The 15,502-nt window shown below is 62.8% G+C and carries 24 protein-coding genes and 1 tRNA gene; 6 read left to right on the forward strand and 19 right to left on the reverse strand.

Annotated elements, in window-relative coordinates; genetic code table 11:
* Genes AACL56_RS01025 through AACL56_RS01045 form a run of 5 tightly spaced genes read left to right on the forward strand, consistent with a single transcriptional unit; the run spans window position 1 to window position 4,552 of the window.
* Window positions 1–480, forward strand: coding sequence for a MarR family winged helix-turn-helix transcriptional regulator (locus AACL56_RS01025; protein ID WP_339087993.1), 480 nt, complete (start codon window positions 1–3; stop codon window positions 478–480).
* Window positions 477–1,331: an enoyl-CoA hydratase family protein gene (locus AACL56_RS01030; protein WP_339087994.1), complete on the forward strand. Its 855-nt coding sequence runs from the start codon at window positions 477–479 to the stop codon at window positions 1,329–1,331. Before AACL56_RS01025 ends, AACL56_RS01030 begins: the two co-directional genes overlap by 4 nt.
* Window positions 1,332–1,335: 4 nt before the next feature.
* Window positions 1,336–2,529: an acyl-CoA dehydrogenase family protein gene (locus tag AACL56_RS01035; protein ID WP_339087995.1), complete on the forward strand. Its 1,194-nt coding sequence runs from the start codon at window positions 1,336–1,338 to the stop codon at window positions 2,527–2,529.
* Window positions 2,530–2,534: 5 nt separating this feature from the next.
* On the forward strand, window positions 2,535–4,157 hold the full coding sequence (locus AACL56_RS01040; protein ID WP_339087996.1) for an AMP-binding protein: 1,623 nt from the start codon (window positions 2,535–2,537) through the stop codon (window positions 4,155–4,157).
* Complete coding sequence (locus AACL56_RS01045) at window positions 4,154–4,552, forward strand: RidA family protein (RefSeq protein ID WP_339087997.1); 399 nt, start codon at window positions 4,154–4,156, stop codon at window positions 4,550–4,552. The genes AACL56_RS01040 and AACL56_RS01045 overlap by 4 nt, the downstream gene beginning before the upstream one ends.
* Window positions 4,553–4,579: 27 nt before the next feature.
* On the opposite strand, the gene AACL56_RS01050 is transcribed toward AACL56_RS01045, so the two are convergent.
* Window positions 4,580–5,554 carry a GlxA family transcriptional regulator gene (locus AACL56_RS01050; protein ID WP_339087998.1) on the reverse strand — a complete coding sequence of 325 codons (975 nt, stop codon included), beginning with the start codon at window positions 5,552–5,554 and terminating at the stop codon, window positions 4,580–4,582.
* A gap of 113 nt (window positions 5,555–5,667) precedes the next feature.
* Here AACL56_RS01050 and AACL56_RS01055 point away from each other — a divergent pair, with 113 nt between their 5' ends.
* Window positions 5,668–6,318: an HD domain-containing protein gene (locus AACL56_RS01055; RefSeq protein WP_339087999.1), complete on the forward strand. Its 651-nt coding sequence runs from the start codon at window positions 5,668–5,670 to the stop codon at window positions 6,316–6,318.
* Window positions 6,319–6,510: 192 nt separating this feature from the next.
* Here AACL56_RS01055 and AACL56_RS01060 read toward each other — a convergent pair.
* From AACL56_RS01060 to rplN, 18 genes are all read right to left on the reverse strand, one after another.
* Window positions 6,511–6,587 (reverse strand) — tRNA-Met (locus AACL56_RS01060).
* Window positions 6,588–6,605: 18 nt separating this feature from the next.
* On the reverse strand, window positions 6,606–7,004 hold the full coding sequence (gene rplQ, locus AACL56_RS01065) for a 50S ribosomal protein L17 (protein ID WP_176665146.1): 399 nt from the start codon (window positions 7,002–7,004) through the stop codon (window positions 6,606–6,608).
* Between the two features lie 82 nt (window positions 7,005–7,086).
* The gene (locus AACL56_RS01070) at window positions 7,087–8,076 is read right to left on the reverse strand and encodes a DNA-directed RNA polymerase subunit alpha (protein WP_009124827.1); all 990 of its coding nucleotides are present in this window, start codon (window positions 8,074–8,076) and stop codon (window positions 7,087–7,089) included.
* Between the two features lie 142 nt (window positions 8,077–8,218).
* Complete coding sequence (gene rpsD / locus AACL56_RS01075; RefSeq protein ID WP_009124826.1) at window positions 8,219–8,842, reverse strand: 30S ribosomal protein S4; 624 nt, start codon at window positions 8,840–8,842, stop codon at window positions 8,219–8,221.
* A gap of 130 nt (window positions 8,843–8,972) precedes the next feature.
* Window positions 8,973–9,377, reverse strand: coding sequence for a 30S ribosomal protein S11 (rpsK, locus tag AACL56_RS01080; protein WP_009124825.1), 405 nt, complete (start codon window positions 9,375–9,377; stop codon window positions 8,973–8,975).
* Between the two features lie 12 nt (window positions 9,378–9,389).
* Window positions 9,390–9,755, reverse strand: coding sequence for a 30S ribosomal protein S13 (rpsM, locus tag AACL56_RS01085; protein WP_013544105.1), 366 nt, complete (start codon window positions 9,753–9,755; stop codon window positions 9,390–9,392).
* A gap of 23 nt (window positions 9,756–9,778) precedes the next feature.
* The gene (rpmJ, locus tag AACL56_RS01090) at window positions 9,779–9,892 is read right to left on the reverse strand and encodes a 50S ribosomal protein L36 (protein ID WP_013544106.1); all 114 of its coding nucleotides are present in this window, start codon (window positions 9,890–9,892) and stop codon (window positions 9,779–9,781) included.
* A 64-nt stretch (window positions 9,893–9,956) separates the two neighbouring features.
* Window positions 9,957–11,270: a preprotein translocase subunit SecY gene (gene secY / locus AACL56_RS01095; RefSeq protein WP_339088000.1), complete on the reverse strand. Its 1,314-nt coding sequence runs from the start codon at window positions 11,268–11,270 to the stop codon at window positions 9,957–9,959.
* Between the two features lie 27 nt (window positions 11,271–11,297).
* The gene (gene rplO, locus AACL56_RS01100; protein WP_019653975.1) at window positions 11,298–11,729 is read right to left on the reverse strand and encodes a 50S ribosomal protein L15; all 432 of its coding nucleotides are present in this window, start codon (window positions 11,727–11,729) and stop codon (window positions 11,298–11,300) included.
* Window positions 11,730–11,740: 11 nt separating this feature from the next.
* Window positions 11,741–11,923 (reverse strand): 50S ribosomal protein L30, encoded by a 183-nt coding sequence (gene rpmD, locus AACL56_RS01105; RefSeq protein ID WP_019653974.1) that lies wholly within the window; start codon window positions 11,921–11,923, stop codon window positions 11,741–11,743.
* Between the two features lie 35 nt (window positions 11,924–11,958).
* Complete coding sequence (gene rpsE / locus AACL56_RS01110; RefSeq protein WP_339088001.1) at window positions 11,959–12,477, reverse strand: 30S ribosomal protein S5; 519 nt, start codon at window positions 12,475–12,477, stop codon at window positions 11,959–11,961.
* A gap of 18 nt (window positions 12,478–12,495) precedes the next feature.
* Entirely contained in the window at window positions 12,496–12,861 is a 366-nt protein-coding gene (rplR, locus tag AACL56_RS01115) for a 50S ribosomal protein L18 (RefSeq protein ID WP_081267539.1), read from the reverse strand.
* 14 nt (window positions 12,862–12,875) lie between these two features.
* On the reverse strand, window positions 12,876–13,409 hold the full coding sequence (rplF, locus tag AACL56_RS01120) for a 50S ribosomal protein L6 (protein WP_339088002.1): 534 nt from the start codon (window positions 13,407–13,409) through the stop codon (window positions 12,876–12,878).
* A 24-nt stretch (window positions 13,410–13,433) separates the two neighbouring features.
* Entirely contained in the window at window positions 13,434–13,829 is a 396-nt protein-coding gene (gene rpsH, locus AACL56_RS01125) for a 30S ribosomal protein S8 (RefSeq protein ID WP_081267428.1), read from the reverse strand.
* 20 nt (window positions 13,830–13,849) lie between these two features.
* Window positions 13,850–14,155 (reverse strand): 30S ribosomal protein S14, encoded by a 306-nt coding sequence (gene rpsN / locus AACL56_RS01130; protein ID WP_339088003.1) that lies wholly within the window; start codon window positions 14,153–14,155, stop codon window positions 13,850–13,852.
* A gap of 8 nt (window positions 14,156–14,163) precedes the next feature.
* Window positions 14,164–14,703 carry a 50S ribosomal protein L5 gene (rplE, locus tag AACL56_RS01135; protein ID WP_093196100.1) on the reverse strand — a complete coding sequence of 180 codons (540 nt, stop codon included), beginning with the start codon at window positions 14,701–14,703 and terminating at the stop codon, window positions 14,164–14,166.
* Window positions 14,704–14,714: 11 nt separating this feature from the next.
* On the reverse strand, window positions 14,715–15,047 hold the full coding sequence (gene rplX, locus AACL56_RS01140) for a 50S ribosomal protein L24 (protein ID WP_339088004.1): 333 nt from the start codon (window positions 15,045–15,047) through the stop codon (window positions 14,715–14,717).
* A gap of 12 nt (window positions 15,048–15,059) precedes the next feature.
* Entirely contained in the window at window positions 15,060–15,428 is a 369-nt protein-coding gene (rplN, locus tag AACL56_RS01145; RefSeq protein WP_009124801.1) for a 50S ribosomal protein L14, read from the reverse strand.
* Between the last annotated feature and the right edge of the window lie 74 nt (window positions 15,429–15,502).

Below are 15,502 nucleotides of genomic sequence, written 5' to 3' on the forward strand. Positions count from 1 at the left end.
ATGGATCTCGAAGCGCGCGCGCACAGCGAGCACCCCGAGGCGCTGCGGCTCTGGCTGCGGCTGCTCACCTGCACCCAGCTGATCGAGAAGCAGGTGCGCAACGAGTTGCGCTCGCAGTTCGCGACCACGCTGCCGCGCTTCGACCTGATGTCGCAGCTCGAGCGCTCGCCCGACGGGCTCAAGATGAACGAGCTCTCGCGCCGCATGATGGTGACCGGCGGCAACGTCACCGGCATCACCGACCAGCTCGTGACCGAAGGCCTGGTCGAGCGCATCAACGTCGAGGGCGACCGGCGTGCATGGCGCGTGCGCCTCACGCCGCGTGGGCGAAAGGTCTTCAACGACATGGCGCAACAGCACGAAGACTGGATCGTCGGGGCCTTCGCGGGCCTCACCGGCAAGGAGATCGCGCAGCTGCACAAGCTGCTCGGCAAGGTCAAGCAACACTCACACAACCAATCGATGGCGGAGACCGAATGAAGCACTACATCGGCGCAGGCAATCCCATGCGCGCGCAATTCGAAGCGAAGGCTGCGTACAAGGCCGAGCACTTTGCATGGAGTTATGACAACGGCATCGGCACCATCACGCTGAACCGGCCGGAGCGCAAGAACCCGCTCACCTTCGACTCGTACGCCGAGCTGCGCGACCTGTTCCGCGCGCTGAACTACGCGACCGACGTGAAGGTGATCGTGATCACCGGCGCGGGCGGCAACTTCTGCTCTGGCGGCGACGTGCACGAGATCATCGGCCCGCTGACCGGCATGCGCATGCCCGAGCTGCTGGAGTTCACGCGCATGACCGGCGAGCTGGTGAAGGCCATCCGTGCCTGCCCGCAACCCATCGTCGGCGCCATCGACGGCGTGTGCGCCGGTGCCGGCGCGATGATCGCGCTGGCCTGCGACCTGCGCTACGGCTCGCCCGCCACGCGCACCGCCTTCCTGTTCACGCGCGTGGGCCTTGCCGGTGCGGACATGGGCGCCTGCGCACTGCTGCCGCGCGTGATCGGCCAGGGCCGCGCGTCGGAACTGCTGTTCACCGGCCGCGCCATGACCGCACAGGAAGGCCACGCCTGGGGTTTCTTCAACGCGCTGCACGAAAGCGATGCATTGCTCGAGGCTGCAACCAAGGTTGCACGCGACCTCGCCGAAGGCCCGACGTTCGCGCACGGCATGACCAAGACCATGCTCGCGCAGGAATGGTCGATGACCATCGACCAGGCCATCGAGTCCGAGGCGCAGGCGCAGGCGATCTGCATGCAGACCGAGGACTTCAGGCGCGCATACGAAGCCTTCGCGGCCAAGAAGAAACCCGTGTTCGGTGGGGACTGAAACCATGATGACCAAGGCCCCCGCTGCGCCATCGACCACGCATCTCGCGCTGCCGTTCTTCGACGCGGCGCACCATCAACTGGCCGAAGGCCTGTTGCCCTGGGTGGCATCCCAGGAGATCGACGAACGCGACGACCGTGCAGCCTGCCGCGACTGGGTGCAGCGGCTGGGCTCCGGTGGTTGGCTGCGCTATGCCGTGCCGGGCACGTCGGGCGGCGCGCTCGAGCGCCTCGACTCGCGCGCGCTCGTGCTGCTGCGCGAGACGCTGGCCTTTCATTCGCCGCTCGCCGACTTCGCGTTCGCGATGCAGGGCCTGGGCAGTGGCGCGATCACGCTCGCGGGTACGCCCGAACAGCATTCGAGCTACCTGACGGCCGTTGGCAAGGGCAGCAAGATTGCGGCTTTTGCATTGAGCGAACCCGAAGCCGGCTCCGATGTGGGCGCGATGGCGATGCGCGCCGAAGTAACGGCCGACGGCTGGAAGCTCAACGGCGAGAAGACCTGGATCAGCAACGGCGGCATCGCCGACTTCTACTGCGTCTTCGCGAAGACCGAGCCGGCGGGCGGCACGCGCGGCATCACCGCCTTCATCGTCGATGCAACGACGCCGGGCCTCGACACCTCTGCGCACATCGACGTGATGGCGCCGCATCCGCTGGCCACGTTGCGCTTCGAGAACTGCGTCGTGCCGCGCACTGCGCAACTGGGCGATCTCAACGGCGGCTTCAAGCTCGCGATGCGCACGCTCGACATCTTCCGTGCATCGGTGGCCGGGGCCGCACTGGGCATGGGACGGCGCGCGCTGGCGGAGGCCATCTCGCACGCCAAGAACCGACGCATGTTCGGCCAGACGCTCGCGGACTTCCAGCTCACGCAGGCCAAGCTCGGCGAAATGGCCGCGCTGATTGATAGCGCCGCATTGCTCACCTACCGTGCGGCCTGGATGCGCGACGACGCTGAACGGCGCGGGGCACCCGCGGTCGGCGACGTGTCGGCGGCAGCGGCCATGGCCAAGATGTGCGCCACCGAGAACGCGAGCCGCGTGATCGACATGGCGCTGCAGATGCACGGCGGACTCGGCGTGAAGGTTGGCACGAAGATTGAAAGCCTCTACCGCGACATCCGCTCGCTGCGCATCTACGAAGGCGCGACGGAGGTTCAACAACTGATCATTGGCAAATCCGTTCTACGGGGATAAATACCGTGTCTGCCCAAGTCGACCGCTTCGTTCACGACCGCCTGCCGCCTGCTGCGCAGCTGCCCGTCTTTCGCTATGAGCTGCCCGAGCTGCAGTTGCCCGACCAGTTGAACCTGGTCGAGGAACTGCTCGACAAGGCAGCGGCCAAGGGCTTCGGCGACAAGCCGATGCTGCGCTCGCCGCAGGGCACGCTGACGTACGCACAGGCGGCGCTCGAGGTCAACCGCATCGCGCAGGTCCTCACGGAGGACCTCGGGCTCTTACCGGGCAATCGCGTGCTGCTGCGCGGCGGCAACTCGGTGGCGATGGCGCTGTCGTGGCTGGCGGTGGTGAAGGCCGGCCTGATCGCCGTGGCAACGATGCCGCTGCTGCGTTCGAAGGAGCTCGGCGACATCATCGAGAAGGCGCAGCCTGTGGCTGCATTGTGCGACGGGCGCCTGCTCGACGAACTCGTGACGGCACAGCGCGAGCACCCGGTGCTCGCCACCGTGGTCGCCTTCAACAAGCCCGATGCGCCCGACTCGCTGTCCGCGCGCGCGGCGTTCAAGAGCGGCGTGTTCAAGGCCTGCCCCACGGCTTCGGATGACGTCGCGCTGCTCGCATTCACCTCTGGCACCACGGGCAAGCCGAAGGCGCCGGTGACCACGCACCGTGACGTGCTCGCCATGTGCGAGACATGGCCGCGCCACGTGCTGCGAGCGCGCAGCGACGACATCGTGGTGGGCTCGCCGCCGCTGGCGTTCACCTTCGGCCTTGGCGGGCTGCTGGTGTTCCCGATGTACGCCGGCGCCTCGGTCTATTTTCCCGACGCGCCTTTCTCGCCCGAGGGGCTCGTGAAGCTCATCAACGAGGTGGGTGCGACCATCTGCTACACGGCGCCGACGTTCTACCGGCAGATGGCGCCTTTCGTGAAGCAGCACGGCATGCCCAGCCTGCGCATCAGCGTGAGCGCCGGCGAAGCATTGCCCGACGCCACGCGCCAGCTGTGGAAGGAAGCCACCGGCATCGAGATGCTCGACGGCATCGGCGGCACCGAGGTGTTCCACATCTACATCTCGGCAGCGGGCAGCGACGTGCGCCGCGGTGCGGTCGGCAAGGCGGTGCCCGGCTTCACCGCGAAGGTGGTCGACAGCGAAGGCAACGAAGTGCCGCACGGCACGGTGGGCAAGCTCGCGCTGCAAGGCCCGGTGGGTTGCCGCTATCTCGACGACGCGCGCCAGGTCGACTACGTCAAGAACGGCTGGAACTATCCCGGTGACTCGTTCGTGCAGGACGACGACGGTTACTTCTTCTATCAGGCACGCGCCGACGACATGATCATCACGGCCGGCTACAACGTCGGCGGCCCAGAAGTCGAAGACGCGCTGCTCAAGCACCCGGCCGTGGCCGAATGCGGCGTGATCGGCAAGCCCGACAACGATCGCGGCATGATCGTGAAGGCCTTCTGCGTGCTCAAGCCCGGCCATGAAGGCGATGCAGCGCTCGTCAAGGTGCTGCAGGACCACGTGAAGGCGACGATCGCGCCGTTCAAGTATCCGCGCGAGATCGAATTCGTGCCGACGCTGCCGCGCACCGAAACCGGCAAGCTGCAGCGATTCAAACTGAGACAACTCAACAACACACCATGATCAACAAACTTCTTCAGCCCGAAGGCTGGCGGCCTCCCAAAGGCTATGCGAACGGCGTGGCCGCGCGCGGCACGATGCTGTTCGTCGGCGGGCAGATCGGCTGGAACGCGCAGCAGCAGTTCGAGTCGGATGACTTCATCGCACAGTGCGGCCTGGCCCTGCGCAACATCGTCGAGGTGCTGCGGGCCGGCGGCGCAGGCCCCGAGCACATGGTGCGCATGACCTGGTATGTGACGGACCGCGATGAATACACCCGCCGTCTTTCCGAGCTCGGGCCGGTCTATCGCGAAGCGATGGGGCGCAACTTTCCGGCGATGACCTGCGTGCAGGTGGCAGCACTGGTCGAGCACCGCGCAAAGGTCGAGATCGAGGTGACGGCGGTCATCCCGGACTGACGCCGTCCCGCGCACCGCCATCGCACTTCAGGCGATGGCGCGTGCGAATCGCTTGCGGTATTCCGCAGGCGTGATGCCAACCTGTCGCTGGAACGCGCGTCGCAGCGTGTCGGCATCGGCGAAGCCGCATTCGAAGGCCACCTGCTTCGGCACGGCATCGCCGGCTTCGAGCAAACGGCGTGCGGCCGCCACGCGAATGTCTTCCACCCAGGCCGCCGGCGTGACGCCTACCTCCTGCTTGAACAGGCGCGCGAAATGACGCTCGCTGAGACCGATGCGCGCTGCCAGGGTGGCGACGCTGTGGTCCGAGCCGGGGTTGGCAGCCACCCAGCGCTGGACCTCCTGCAGGGCCGAACGACCCGAGGGCACGGCCTCGCCCTTGCGGCTGAACTGCATCTGGCCTCCGGGCCGCTTGAAGAACATCACGAGCTGGGCTGCGACCTTCATGGCAATGTCCCTGCCCATGTCTTCCTCGACCAGAGCCAGCGCAAGGTCGAGGCCTGCCGTGACCCCCGCAGCGGTGCGCAACCGGCCATCGCGCACATGGATGGCGTCGGCATCGACGATCACCGAGGGAAATTCGCGCGCGAGCTGTTCGGCTACGGCCCAGTGCGTGGTCACGCGCCGGCCGTTGAGCAAGCCCGCCTGCGCGAGCACGAATGCGCCGCTGCACACCGAACCGAAGCGACGTACCTTCGGTGCGCGCTCGCGCAGCCAGGTGAGCACGTCGAGGTGGGACACGGTGCTCGCAGCGTGCGGAGTACCTGCCACGAGCAAGGTGTGGACAGGCTCATCCATTTCGTCGCCGACGACGGCGTCGGGCATCAGTCGAACGCCGGACGAGCTGCAGATGGCACCAGGATGGCTCGCGATGACCCGCATGCGGTAGGCGTGCGCTCGGGCTTGCACGTTGGCTTCGGCGAACACGTCGAGCGGGCCCGAGACGTCGAGAAGCTGAACGCCCGGCATGGCGAGGATTGCGATGGTCTTCGTGCTGCGCATGGATGCTCCTGTGTCTCTTGGAACGGCGAAATGTCTGAATTCGCCGCAATGAGGCGATTCGAGCCAATGTAGCGCCGTCCTAAAGTTGGATCCACACCCACTGGAGAACCCACATGACTTTGAGGACCACCGACATCGGCGGGGTGCAGATCCCCGACAGCAAGCTCGCCCGCGAGATCACCGAAGTGGTGAAGGACACCGCGCCGCCTCTGCTGTTCCACCACTCGAGCCGCGTTTATTACTTCGGCGCGCTGGCCGGCAAGCGCCGCGGGCTGACCTTTGACCCCGAACTGCTGTACGCCGGCGCGATGTTCCACGACATGGGATTGGTGGAGAAGCACAGCAGCGCCGTCGAGCGCTTCGAAGTCGACGGCGCGAACGTGGCGCGCGACTTCCTGCGCAGCAAGGGAATCTCGCAGCGGGACGTAGACCTCGTGTGGACCGCCATCGCGCTGCACACGACGCCGGGCATCCCGCAGCACATGCACCCAGTGGTTGCGCTGGTGACTGCCGGCGTCGAGATGGACGTCCTGGGGCTCAACTACGAGGCGTACAGCGAAGCCGAGCGCACGGCGGTCGTGCATGCCCATCCGCGCACCGGAAACTTCAAGGAAAAGATCATCCAGGCCTTCTACGAAGGCATCCGTCGCAAGCCGGATACGACGTTCGGCAACGTCAAGGCCGACGTGATCGCCGACAAGGAGCCGCACTTCCACCGTGGCAACTTCTGCAGTGTGATCCGCTGCTCCGCGTGGCGCGATTGAAGGGCATCGATACAAGTTGCGACTACCAACTTGGTCATCGATCGGCAGTTCCGAAGGGCAAACCTCCGGATTGCTGCGCCGGCCACTGGGGGCAATGGTCAGCGGATAAGAAAAAGCCCTCGTGCGAGAGCTTTTCAATTCAAAAATTTGCCAAGAAAAAAGGCCCTTTGAATTTCAAAGGGCCTTTTAAATTGGTTGCGCGAGCAAGATTTGAACTTGCGACCTTTGGGTTATGAGCCCAACGAGCTACCAGGCTGCTCCATCGCGCGGCAAGATGGAATTATAGCTTATTCCGCAGCGTTTTGCTCGGCTGCGTCTTCTTTAATTTCAGGACGGTCCACCAGTTCGACGAGCGCCATCGGAGCGTTGTCGCCCACGCGGAAACCCATCTTCAGGATGCGGGTGTAGCCACCCGGACGCGCTGCGAAACGCGGGCCGAGTTCACCGAACAGCTTCACGACGCTGTCGCGGCTGCGCAGGCGATCGAAGGCCAGGCGCTTGTTGGCGACGGTAGGCTTCTTGGCGAGCGTGATCATCGGTTCGATGACGCGACGCAGTTCCTTGGCCTTGGGGACCGTGGTCTTGATGACTTCATGCTCGATGAGCGAGTTCATCATGTTCTGCAGCATCGCAAGGCGGTGCGAGCTTGTGCGATTGAGTTTGCGGAGTCCGTGTCCGTGGCGCATGGTGCTTTTCCTTTACTTTATAAAAACAGGCAGCCGTATCAGGTACTGCCCGGTGCACTGACTCTTCCGAGCCAAATTCAGATCAACGCTTGTCGAGACCGGCCGGCGGCCAGCTTTCAAGCTTCATACCCAAGGTCAGGCCGCGCGAAGCAAGGACTTCCTTGATTTCGTTGAGCGACTTGCGACCCAGATTCGGCGTCTTGAGCAGTTCGTTCTCGGTGCGCTGGATCAGGTCACCGATGTAGTAGATGTTCTCGGCCTTCAGGCAGTTGGCCGAACGCACCGTCAGTTCGAGTTCATCGACAGGGCGCAGCAGGATCGGATCGAATTGCTGTGCGCTGCGCGGTGCGGGTGCATCGAATGCAGCGAGTTCGCCGCCTTCGAGCTGCGCAAACACGGCGAGCTGCTCGACCAGGATTTTAGCCGAAGCGCGCACGGCGTCTTCGGCAGTGATCGCCCCGTTGGTCTCGATCTCTACCAGCAGCTTGTCCAGGTCGGTACGCTGCTCGACACGGGCGCTCTCGACCGTGTAGCTCACGCGCTTCACCGGCGAGAACGACGCGTCGAGAACGATGCGGCCGATCGACTTGGTCGGCTCGTCGGCGTAGCGACGCATCGTGCCGGGCACGTAGCCGCGACCCTTCTCGACCTTGATCTGCATATCGAGCTTGCCGCCTTGCGACAGGTGCGCGATCACATGATCGGGGTTGATGATCTCGACGTCGTGCGGCGTCTGGATGTCCGATGCGAGGACCGGGCCTTCGCCGTCCTTGCGCAGGCTCAGCGTGACTTCGTCGCGGTTGTGGAGCTTGAACACCACACCCTTGAGGTTCAGAAGGATGTTGACGACATCTTCCTGCACGCCGTCGATCGACGAGTACTCATGCAGAACGCCAGCGATCGTGACTTCGGTGGCCGAGTAGCCCACCATGGACGACAGCAGAACGCGACGCAGCGCGTTGCCGAGCGTATGGCCGTAGCCGCGCTCGAAAGGTTCGAGCGTGACCTTGGCCTTGTTGGCGGCAAGTTGCTCGACCTGGATGGTCTTGGGTTTCAGCAGGGTGGTTTGCATGCAGACTTCCTCTCAATACCCCCGGCTCGTTACACCGGTAAGGCTGGTGAAGCACCTGATCCGCAGCAGAGTGCGGAGCAGGAACGTGAACAACAATAACAATCTCCCGCACACGCCGATGGACGGGTGCGGGTAGAAAAAATCAACGCGAATACAGTTCGACGATCAGCGATTCGTTGATGTCGGCTGCGAATTCGTCGCGATCGGGCACCTTCTTGAACGTGCCTTCAGCCTTGTCGGCGTTCACATCGACCCATGCCGGAATACCCACTTGTTGAGCGAGCTGCAGCGCTTCAACGATGCGGTTCTGCTTCTTCGACTTGTCGCGCACGGCGATCACGTCGCCGGTCTTGACCAGGTACGACGGGATGTTGACCGACTGACCGTTCACCGTGATCGCCTTGTGCGACACGAGTTGGCGCGCTTCGGCGCGGGTCGAGCCGAAGCCCATGCGATAGACGACGTTGTCCAGGCGCGATTCGAGGATGAACAGCAGGTTGGCGCCGGTGTTGCCACGGCGACGGTCCGCTTCTTCGAAGTAACGGCGGAATTGCTTCTCCAGCACGCCGTACATGCGCTTGACCTTCTGCTTTTCGCGCAGTTGCAGGCCGTAGTCGGAAGTGCGCTGACCCGAGGTGCGACCGTGCTGGCCGGGCTTGGAGTCGAACTTGGCCTTGTCCTGGATCGAACGGCGAGCGCTCTTCAGGAACAGGTCGGTGCCTTCACGGCGGGAAAGTTTGGCCTTGGGGCCGAGGTAACGTGCCACGATTTTTCCTTTGTGTATCTGCCGCAGTTGCCTGCGGGAGCCACTTGCGAGACGCGAGTGGCGGTGGGCTTAGATAAAAAACAAATGCGCAGCCGCTATCCAAAGCCGGCTGCGCCTTGCGGACTGACGATCAGATGCGGCGACGCTTCTGGGGACGGCAGCCGTTGTGCGGAACGGGCGTCACGTCGGCAATGGAATTGATCCGGATGCCGAGCGCAGCCAGTGCGCGCACCGACGATTCGCGACCGGGGCCGGGGCCCTTGATCTCGACGTCGAGGTTCTTGATACCTTGTTCGACAGCAGCACGGCCGGCCACTTCCGAAGCGACCTGCGCAGCGAACGGGGTCGACTTGCGCGAGCCCTTGAAGCCCTGGCCACCCGACGAAGCCCACGACAGGGCGTTGCCCTGGCGATCGGTGATCGTGATGATGGTGTTGTTGAACGAGGCATGCACGTGGGCGATACCGTCCGCGACGTTCTTGCGAACCTTCTTGCGAACGCGCTGTGCGGCGTTGTTTGCAGGTGCTTTAGCCATGCTGTTCTATCCTTATTTCTTCAGGGACTGCGCAGCCTTGCGCGGACCCTTGCGGGTGCGGGCGTTGGTGCGCGTGCGCTGGCCGCGCATCGGCAGGCCGCGACGATGACGGAAGCCGCGATAGCAGCCGATGTCCATCAAACGCTTGATGTTCATCGTCGTCTCGCGACGCAGGTCGCCTTCGATCGTGAACAGGGCGATCTGGTCGCGGATCTTCTCGAGATCGGCGTCGGTCAGATCCTTGATCTTCTTCGAATACTCGATGCCGCTCGCTTCGCAGATCTGACGGGCGCGCGTGCGACCGATGCCGAAGATGGCGGTCAGGCCGATTTCAGCGTGCTTGTGCGGCGGGATGTTGATGCCAGCAATACGTGCCATGTGCGTCCTCTAATACTCTTCAATCAACCTTGGCGCTGCTTGTGGCGCGGGTCGGTGCAAATCACACGCACCACACCTTTACGGCGGATGACCTTGCAATTACGGCAGATGGTTTTGACCGAAGCCGAAACTCTCATTTCATTCTCCTAAAACTGTTTAACGTGGCGGTCTACCGCCCGGACTCAATACTGAAACACAGCCCTACGATGTCTTGAAGTTCGCCTTCTTCAGCAGCGATTCGTACTGCTGGGACATCATGTAGTTTTGCACCTGGGCCATGAAGTCCATCGTGACGACCACGATGATCAGCAGGGAGGTACCACCGAAGTAGAACGGCACGTTGTACTTCAGGATCAGGAACTCTGGCAGCAGGCAGACGAAGGTGATGTACACCGCGCCGGCCAATGTCAGGCGAACCAGAATCTTGTCGATGTAGCGAGCGGTCTGGTCACCCGGGCGAATGCCAGGAATGAATGCACCACTCTTCTTCAGGTTGTCGGCCGTTTCCTTGCTGTTGAACACGAGGGCCGTGTAGAAGAAGCAGAAGAAAACGATCGCGGCAGCGTACAGCAGCACATAGATCGGCTCGCCCGGACGCAGCGCGCCGGCAATGTCCTTGATCCAGCGGAAACCGCCGTCACCGGTGCTGAACCAGCCGACCACCGTTGCGGGCAGAAGGATGATCGACGAAGCGAAGATCGGCGGGATCACGCCAGCCATGTTCAGCTTCAGGGGCAGGTGCGACGACTGACCGCCGTAGACCTTGTTGCCAACCTGACGCCGTGCATAGTTCACGAGAATCTTGCGCTGGCCACGTTCCACGAACACCACGAAGTAGGTCACCAACACCACGACTGCGATGATGAAAAGCGCCACGATGGGATTCATCGCACCGGTCGTCACCAGTGAAGCCAGGCCGCCGATGGCATTGGGCAGGCCAGCCGCGATACCTGCAAAGATCAGGATCGAGATGCCGTTGCCCAGGCCGCGTTCGGTGATCTGCTCGCCGAGCCACATCAGGAACATCGAACCCGCCGTCAGGCTCACCATGGCAGTGATGCGGAAGCCGAAACCGGGCGAGATCACCAGGCCGGCCGACGATTCGAGCGCCACTGCGATGCTGAACGACTGGAACAGTGCCAGGCCCAGCGCGCCGTAGCGCGTGTACTGCGTGATCTTGCGGCGACCGGCCTCGCCTTCCTTCTTCAATTGCTCGAAGGTCGGAAGCACGTAGGTCATCAGCTGCATGATGATCGACGCCGAGATGTACGGCATGATCCCCAACGCGAACACGGTGAAGCGCGACAGCGCACCGCCCGAGAACATGTTGAACAGGCTCAGAATGCCGCCCTGCTGGCCCTGGAACAACGCTGCCAGCTGGTCCGGGTTGATACCCGGCACAGGAATGTGAGCGCCAATCCGATAGACCACGAGCGCGAGCAGCAAAAAGACGAGCCGACGGCGGAGGTCGCCGAACTTGCCTGTTTTTGCGATCGTTGCCGCGTTAGTTGCCACGAAGAACTTCTTTCAGTCCGATGGTGATCAGGCGATGCTGCCGCCAGCTGCTTCGATTGCAGCCTTGGCGCCAGCGGTAGCACCCACGCCCGTCAGCTTGACGGCCTTGGTGAGCTCACCGGTCTTGACGACCTTGACAACCTTGGCCAGCTGGCCAACGAGGCCGGCTTGCTTCAGTGCCAGGATGTCAACTTCGGCCAGGCCGAGCTGCTCGAGCGCAGTCAGCGTGACTTCGGCGTTGAACTTCAGCAGGTGCGACTTGAAACCACGCTTCGGCAGGCGACGCTGCAGCGGCATTTGACCGCCTTCGAAGCCGACCTTGTGGAAACCGCCTGCGCGCGACTTCTGGCCCTTGTGGCCGCGACCCGAAGTCTTGCCCAGGCCGGAACCGATACCGCGGCCGACGCGGCGCTTGGCGTGCTTGGCGCCATCCGCCGGCTTGATGCCATTGAGTTCCATATCAGTCTCTCTTACAGAACTTTGACCAGATAACTGATCTTGTTGATCATGCCGCGCACTGCGGGCGTGTCTTGCAGCTCGCTCACGCTGTTGAGCTTGCGCAGGCCGAGGCCGCGCACGGTCGCGCGATGCGATTCCTTGGTGCCAATCGGGCTCTTGACCAATTGCACCTTGAGGGTTTGTTGTTGCGTCATTTGAATGCTTCCTGCAGGCTCGTGAAAGCTTGCGCTTAAGCGAAGATTTCTTCGACGGTCAGACCGCGCTTGGCAGCCACTTCACCCGCGGTCGTCGAGTTCTTCAACCCGTCGAGCGTGGCGCGAACCATGTTGTAGGGGTTCGACGAACCGTGGCTCTTGGCCACGATGTCGGTGATACCCATCACTTCGAACACGGCGCGCATCGGACCGCCGGCGATGATGCCGGTACCCTTGGGGGCCGGGTACATCACGACCGTCGAAGCGCCGTGATGGCCTTGCACCTGGTGATGCAGCGTGCCATTCTTGATCGAAACCTTCAGCAGGTTGCGACGCGCTTCTTCCATGGCCTTCTGCACTGCAGCGGGCACTTCCTTCGACTTGCCCTTGCCCATGCCGACGCGGCCATCGCCGTCACCGACCACGGTGAGTGCTGCGAAACCGAGGATACGACCACCCTTCACCACCTTGGTGACGCGGTTGATCGCGATCATCTTCTCGCGCAAACCGTCCTCGGGGCCTTCGTTCTGCGTTCTTGCCTGAATCTTTGCCATTTTGAATCTCGTGTCCGGTTAGAACTGCAGGCCGGCTTCGCGGGCGGCCTCGGCCAGCGCCTTGACGCGGCCGTGGTATGCGAAACCTGCGCGGTCGAAAGCGACCTTCTCGACGCCGGCCGCCTTCGCCTTCTCAGCGATGCGCTTGCCGACAGCGGTGGCGGCGGCAGCATTGCCACCCTTGCCCGAACCGCCGAGCGAGGTACGCACTTCGGCTTCTGCCGTCGATGCGGTTGCAATCACCTTGGAGCCGTCGTCGGAGATGACGGTCGCGTAGATGTGCAGGTTGGTGCGGTTCACCGTCAGACGGGCCACGCCCTGCGTCGCGATGCGAATGCGGGTCTGGCGCGAGCGGCGAAGACGCTGTGCTTTTTTGGTCAACATCATTTTGCTGCCCCTTACTTCTTCTTGGTCTCTTTGATCACGATCTTCTCGTCCGCATAGCGGATGCCCTTGCCCTTGTAGGGCTCTGGCGGACGGATAGCGCGGATCTCGGCGGCGATTTGACCAACGCGCTGACGGTCAGCACCCTTGATCACGACTTCGGTCGGGGTCGCAGTCGTCACCGTGATGCCTTGCGGCATGTCGATGTTGACCGGGTGCGAGTAACCGACTTGCAGGTTCAGCTTGGCGCCCGTCGCGGCGGCCTTGTAGCCGACGCCGATCAGGTTGAGCTTCTTCTCGAAGCCCTTGGTGACACCGACGACCATGTTGTTCACGAGCTGGCGCACCGTGCCGCTCATCGCGTTCGCTTCACGCGATTCGTTGGCGGGTTCGAAGCTCAGCTTGCCGTCGTTGTTGGCAATTTTCACCAGAGCATTGCGCGCAAGGCTGAGCGTGCCGCCCGTGCCCTTGACGCTGATCTGGTCTTCCTTGATCGACACATCCACGCCTGCGGGGATGGTGATCGGCATTTTTCCTACTCGGGACATTTCAGTGACTCCTCGATGTCTCGGTTAGGCGACGTAGCACAGAACTTCGCCGCCGACACCGGAGGCGCGAGCCTTGCGGTCGGTCATCACGCCCTTGGGGGTCGTGACGATCGCAACGCCGAGGCCGTTCTGGACTTGCGGGATGGACGCGCTGGCCTTGTAGACGCGCAGGCCGGGACGGCTCACGCGCTCGATGCGCTCGATGACCGGGCGACCAGCGTAGTACTTCAGCGAGATTTCAAGTTCGCTCTTGCCGGCTTCGGTCTTGACCTGGAAGCCGTCGATGTAGCCCTCGTCCTTCAGGACTTGTGCGATCGCGATCTTCACCTTGGAAGACGGGACCGACACGGTGGGCTTCGCCACCATCTGCGCGTTACGGATACGCGTCAGCAGGTCGGCAATGGGATCACTCATGCTCATGTTGTTTGCTCCTGCCTGGCTTACCAGCTGGCCTTGGTGACACCGGGGATGTCGCCGTTGAAAGCCAGTTCGCGGATCTTGGCGCGGGCCAGACCGAATTGACGGAAGGTGCCACGCGGGCGACCGGTGATTTCGCAACGGTTGCGTTGACGCGTCGGATTCGCGTTGCGCGGCAGCTTCTGCAGCGCCAGGCGTGCAGCAGCGCGCTCTTCGTCGCTCTTCTTCACGTCGTTGGAAGCTGCCTTCAGTTCCGCGTGCTTCGCGGCGAACTTGGCAACCAGCTTGTCGCGCTTGAGTTCGCGCTGGATCAAAGATGCTTTAGCCACAGGTCACCTCAGTTCTTGAACGGGAAACGGAAACCAGCGAGAAGCGCCTTGGCTTCTTCGTCGGTCTTGGCCGTCGTCGTGATGCTGATATTGAGACCGCGCAGGGCGTCGACCTTGTCGTACTCGATCTCGGGGAAAATGATCTGTTCCTTGACGCCGATGTTGTAGTTGCCACGGCCATCGAACGCACGGCCGGAAATGCCGCGGAAGTCGCGAACGCGCGGCAGCGCGATGGTCACGAAACGGTCCAGGAACTCGTACATGTGCACGCCACGCAGCGTGACCATGCAGCCGATGGGCTGGTTTTCGCGGATCTTGAAACCGGCGATGGCCTTCTTCGACTTGGTGACCACGGGCTTCTGGCCAGCGATCTTCGTCAGGTCGGCGACAGCGTTGTCGAGAACCTTCTTGTCGGCGACAGCTTCACCCACGCCCATGTTCAGGGTGATCTTGGTGAGGCGCGGAACCTGCATCGGCGACGTGTAGCCGAACTTTTCCGTCAGGTCTTTCGCGATCTTCTCGCGATAGTGTTGTTGGAGACGTGCCATGTGAGTACCTCTTAGGCGATCTTGATTTCGTCGCCGCTCGACTTGAAGACGCGAACAGCCACGCGCTTGCCGTCGGCACCCTGGGTGATCTTGATGCCGACGCGATCGGCCTTGCCGGTCGCCGCATTGAAGATCGCCACGTTGGACTGGTGAATGGGCATTGCCTTCTCGACGATGCCACCGGTCGTGCCCTTGAGGGGGTTCGGCTTGGTGTGCTTCTTGACGAGGTTGATGCCGTCGACGATCACGTGCGAATCGTCCTTGCGCAGCGAAACGGTGCCTCGCTTGCCCTTGTCGCGGCCGGCCAACACGATGACCTGGTCGCCTTTGCGAATCTTGTTCATGGCGTTGTGTCCTTACAGAACTTCGGGTGCCAGCGACACGATCTTCATGAACTTCTCGGTGCGCAGTTCGCGCGTGACCGGTCCGAAGATGCGGGTGCCGATAGGCTCCAGCTTGGCGTTGAGCAACACTGCTGCGTTGCCGTCGAACTTGACGAGCGAACCGTCGGCGCGACGGATGCCCTTGGCAGTGCGGACCACCACTGCGCTGTAGATCTCGCCCTTCTTGACGCGACCACGCGGAGCGGCTTCCTTGATGCTCACCTTGATGACGTCGCCCACGCTGGCATAACGCCGCTTGGAGCCACCGAGCACCTTGATACACAGGACGGATTTCGCGCCCGTGTTGTCGGCCACTTCGAGCCGGGATTCAGTTTGGATCATTTCTTGATATTCCCAACTTGTACCGATGAGCCTCCAGGAGGGAGACACCGCGGTCAGTCTTGGGCCCGTCGTCC

It is taken from the genome of Variovorax paradoxus, assembly GCF_902712855.1.
Taxonomy (GTDB): Bacteria; Pseudomonadota; Gammaproteobacteria; order Burkholderiales; family Burkholderiaceae_C; genus Variovorax; species Variovorax paradoxus_Q.

What these genes read in the sequence shown, in the direction of transcription:
- AACL56_RS01045 (WP_339087997.1), top strand. Translation starts at nt 4,154, where the DNA reads ATGATCAACAAACTTCTTCAGCCCGAAGGCTGGCGGCCTCCCAAAGGC.
- AACL56_RS01050 (WP_339087998.1), bottom strand. Translation starts at nt 5,554, where the DNA reads ATGCGCAGCACGAAGACCATCGCAATCCTCGCCATGCCGGGCGTTCAG.
- rpsK (WP_009124825.1), bottom strand. Translation starts at nt 9,377, where the DNA reads ATGGCTAAAGCACCTGCAAACAACGCCGCACAGCGCGTTCGCAAGAAG.
- rplR (WP_081267539.1), bottom strand. Translation starts at nt 12,861, where the DNA reads ATGTTGACCAAAAAAGCACAGCGTCTTCGCCGCTCGCGCCAGACCCGC.
- rpsE (WP_339088001.1), bottom strand. Translation starts at nt 12,477, where the DNA reads ATGGCAAAGATTCAGGCAAGAACGCAGAACGAAGGCCCCGAGGACGGT.
- rpmD (WP_019653974.1), bottom strand. Translation starts at nt 11,923, where the DNA reads ATGACGCAACAACAAACCCTCAAGGTGCAATTGGTCAAGAGCCCGATT.
- AACL56_RS01030 (WP_339087994.1), top strand. Translation starts at nt 477, where the DNA reads ATGAAGCACTACATCGGCGCAGGCAATCCCATGCGCGCGCAATTCGAA.
- rplQ (WP_176665146.1), bottom strand. Translation starts at nt 7,004, where the DNA reads ATGCGCCACGGACACGGACTCCGCAAACTCAATCGCACAAGCTCGCAC.
- rpmJ (WP_013544106.1), bottom strand. Translation starts at nt 9,892, where the DNA reads ATGAGAGTTTCGGCTTCGGTCAAAACCATCTGCCGTAATTGCAAGGTC.
- AACL56_RS01055 (WP_339087999.1), top strand. Translation starts at nt 5,668, where the DNA reads ATGACTTTGAGGACCACCGACATCGGCGGGGTGCAGATCCCCGACAGC.
- AACL56_RS01025 (WP_339087993.1), top strand. Translation starts at nt 1, where the DNA reads ATGGATCTCGAAGCGCGCGCGCACAGCGAGCACCCCGAGGCGCTGCGG.
- rpsH (WP_081267428.1), bottom strand. Translation starts at nt 13,829, where the DNA reads ATGAGCATGAGTGATCCCATTGCCGACCTGCTGACGCGTATCCGTAAC.
- rplO (WP_019653975.1), bottom strand. Translation starts at nt 11,729, where the DNA reads ATGGAACTCAATGGCATCAAGCCGGCGGATGGCGCCAAGCACGCCAAG.
- AACL56_RS01035 (WP_339087995.1), top strand. Translation starts at nt 1,336, where the DNA reads ATGATGACCAAGGCCCCCGCTGCGCCATCGACCACGCATCTCGCGCTG.
- rplX (WP_339088004.1), bottom strand. Translation starts at nt 15,047, where the DNA reads ATGAACAAGATTCGCAAAGGCGACCAGGTCATCGTGTTGGCCGGCCGC.
- rplF (WP_339088002.1), bottom strand. Translation starts at nt 13,409, where the DNA reads ATGTCCCGAGTAGGAAAAATGCCGATCACCATCCCCGCAGGCGTGGAT.
- rplE (WP_093196100.1), bottom strand. Translation starts at nt 14,703, where the DNA reads ATGGCACGTCTCCAACAACACTATCGCGAGAAGATCGCGAAAGACCTG.
- AACL56_RS01070 (WP_009124827.1), bottom strand. Translation starts at nt 8,076, where the DNA reads ATGCAAACCACCCTGCTGAAACCCAAGACCATCCAGGTCGAGCAACTT.
- rplN (WP_009124801.1), bottom strand. Translation starts at nt 15,428, where the DNA reads ATGATCCAAACTGAATCCCGGCTCGAAGTGGCCGACAACACGGGCGCG.
- rpsM (WP_013544105.1), bottom strand. Translation starts at nt 9,755, where the DNA reads ATGGCACGTATTGCTGGCATCAACATCCCGCCGCACAAGCACGCTGAA.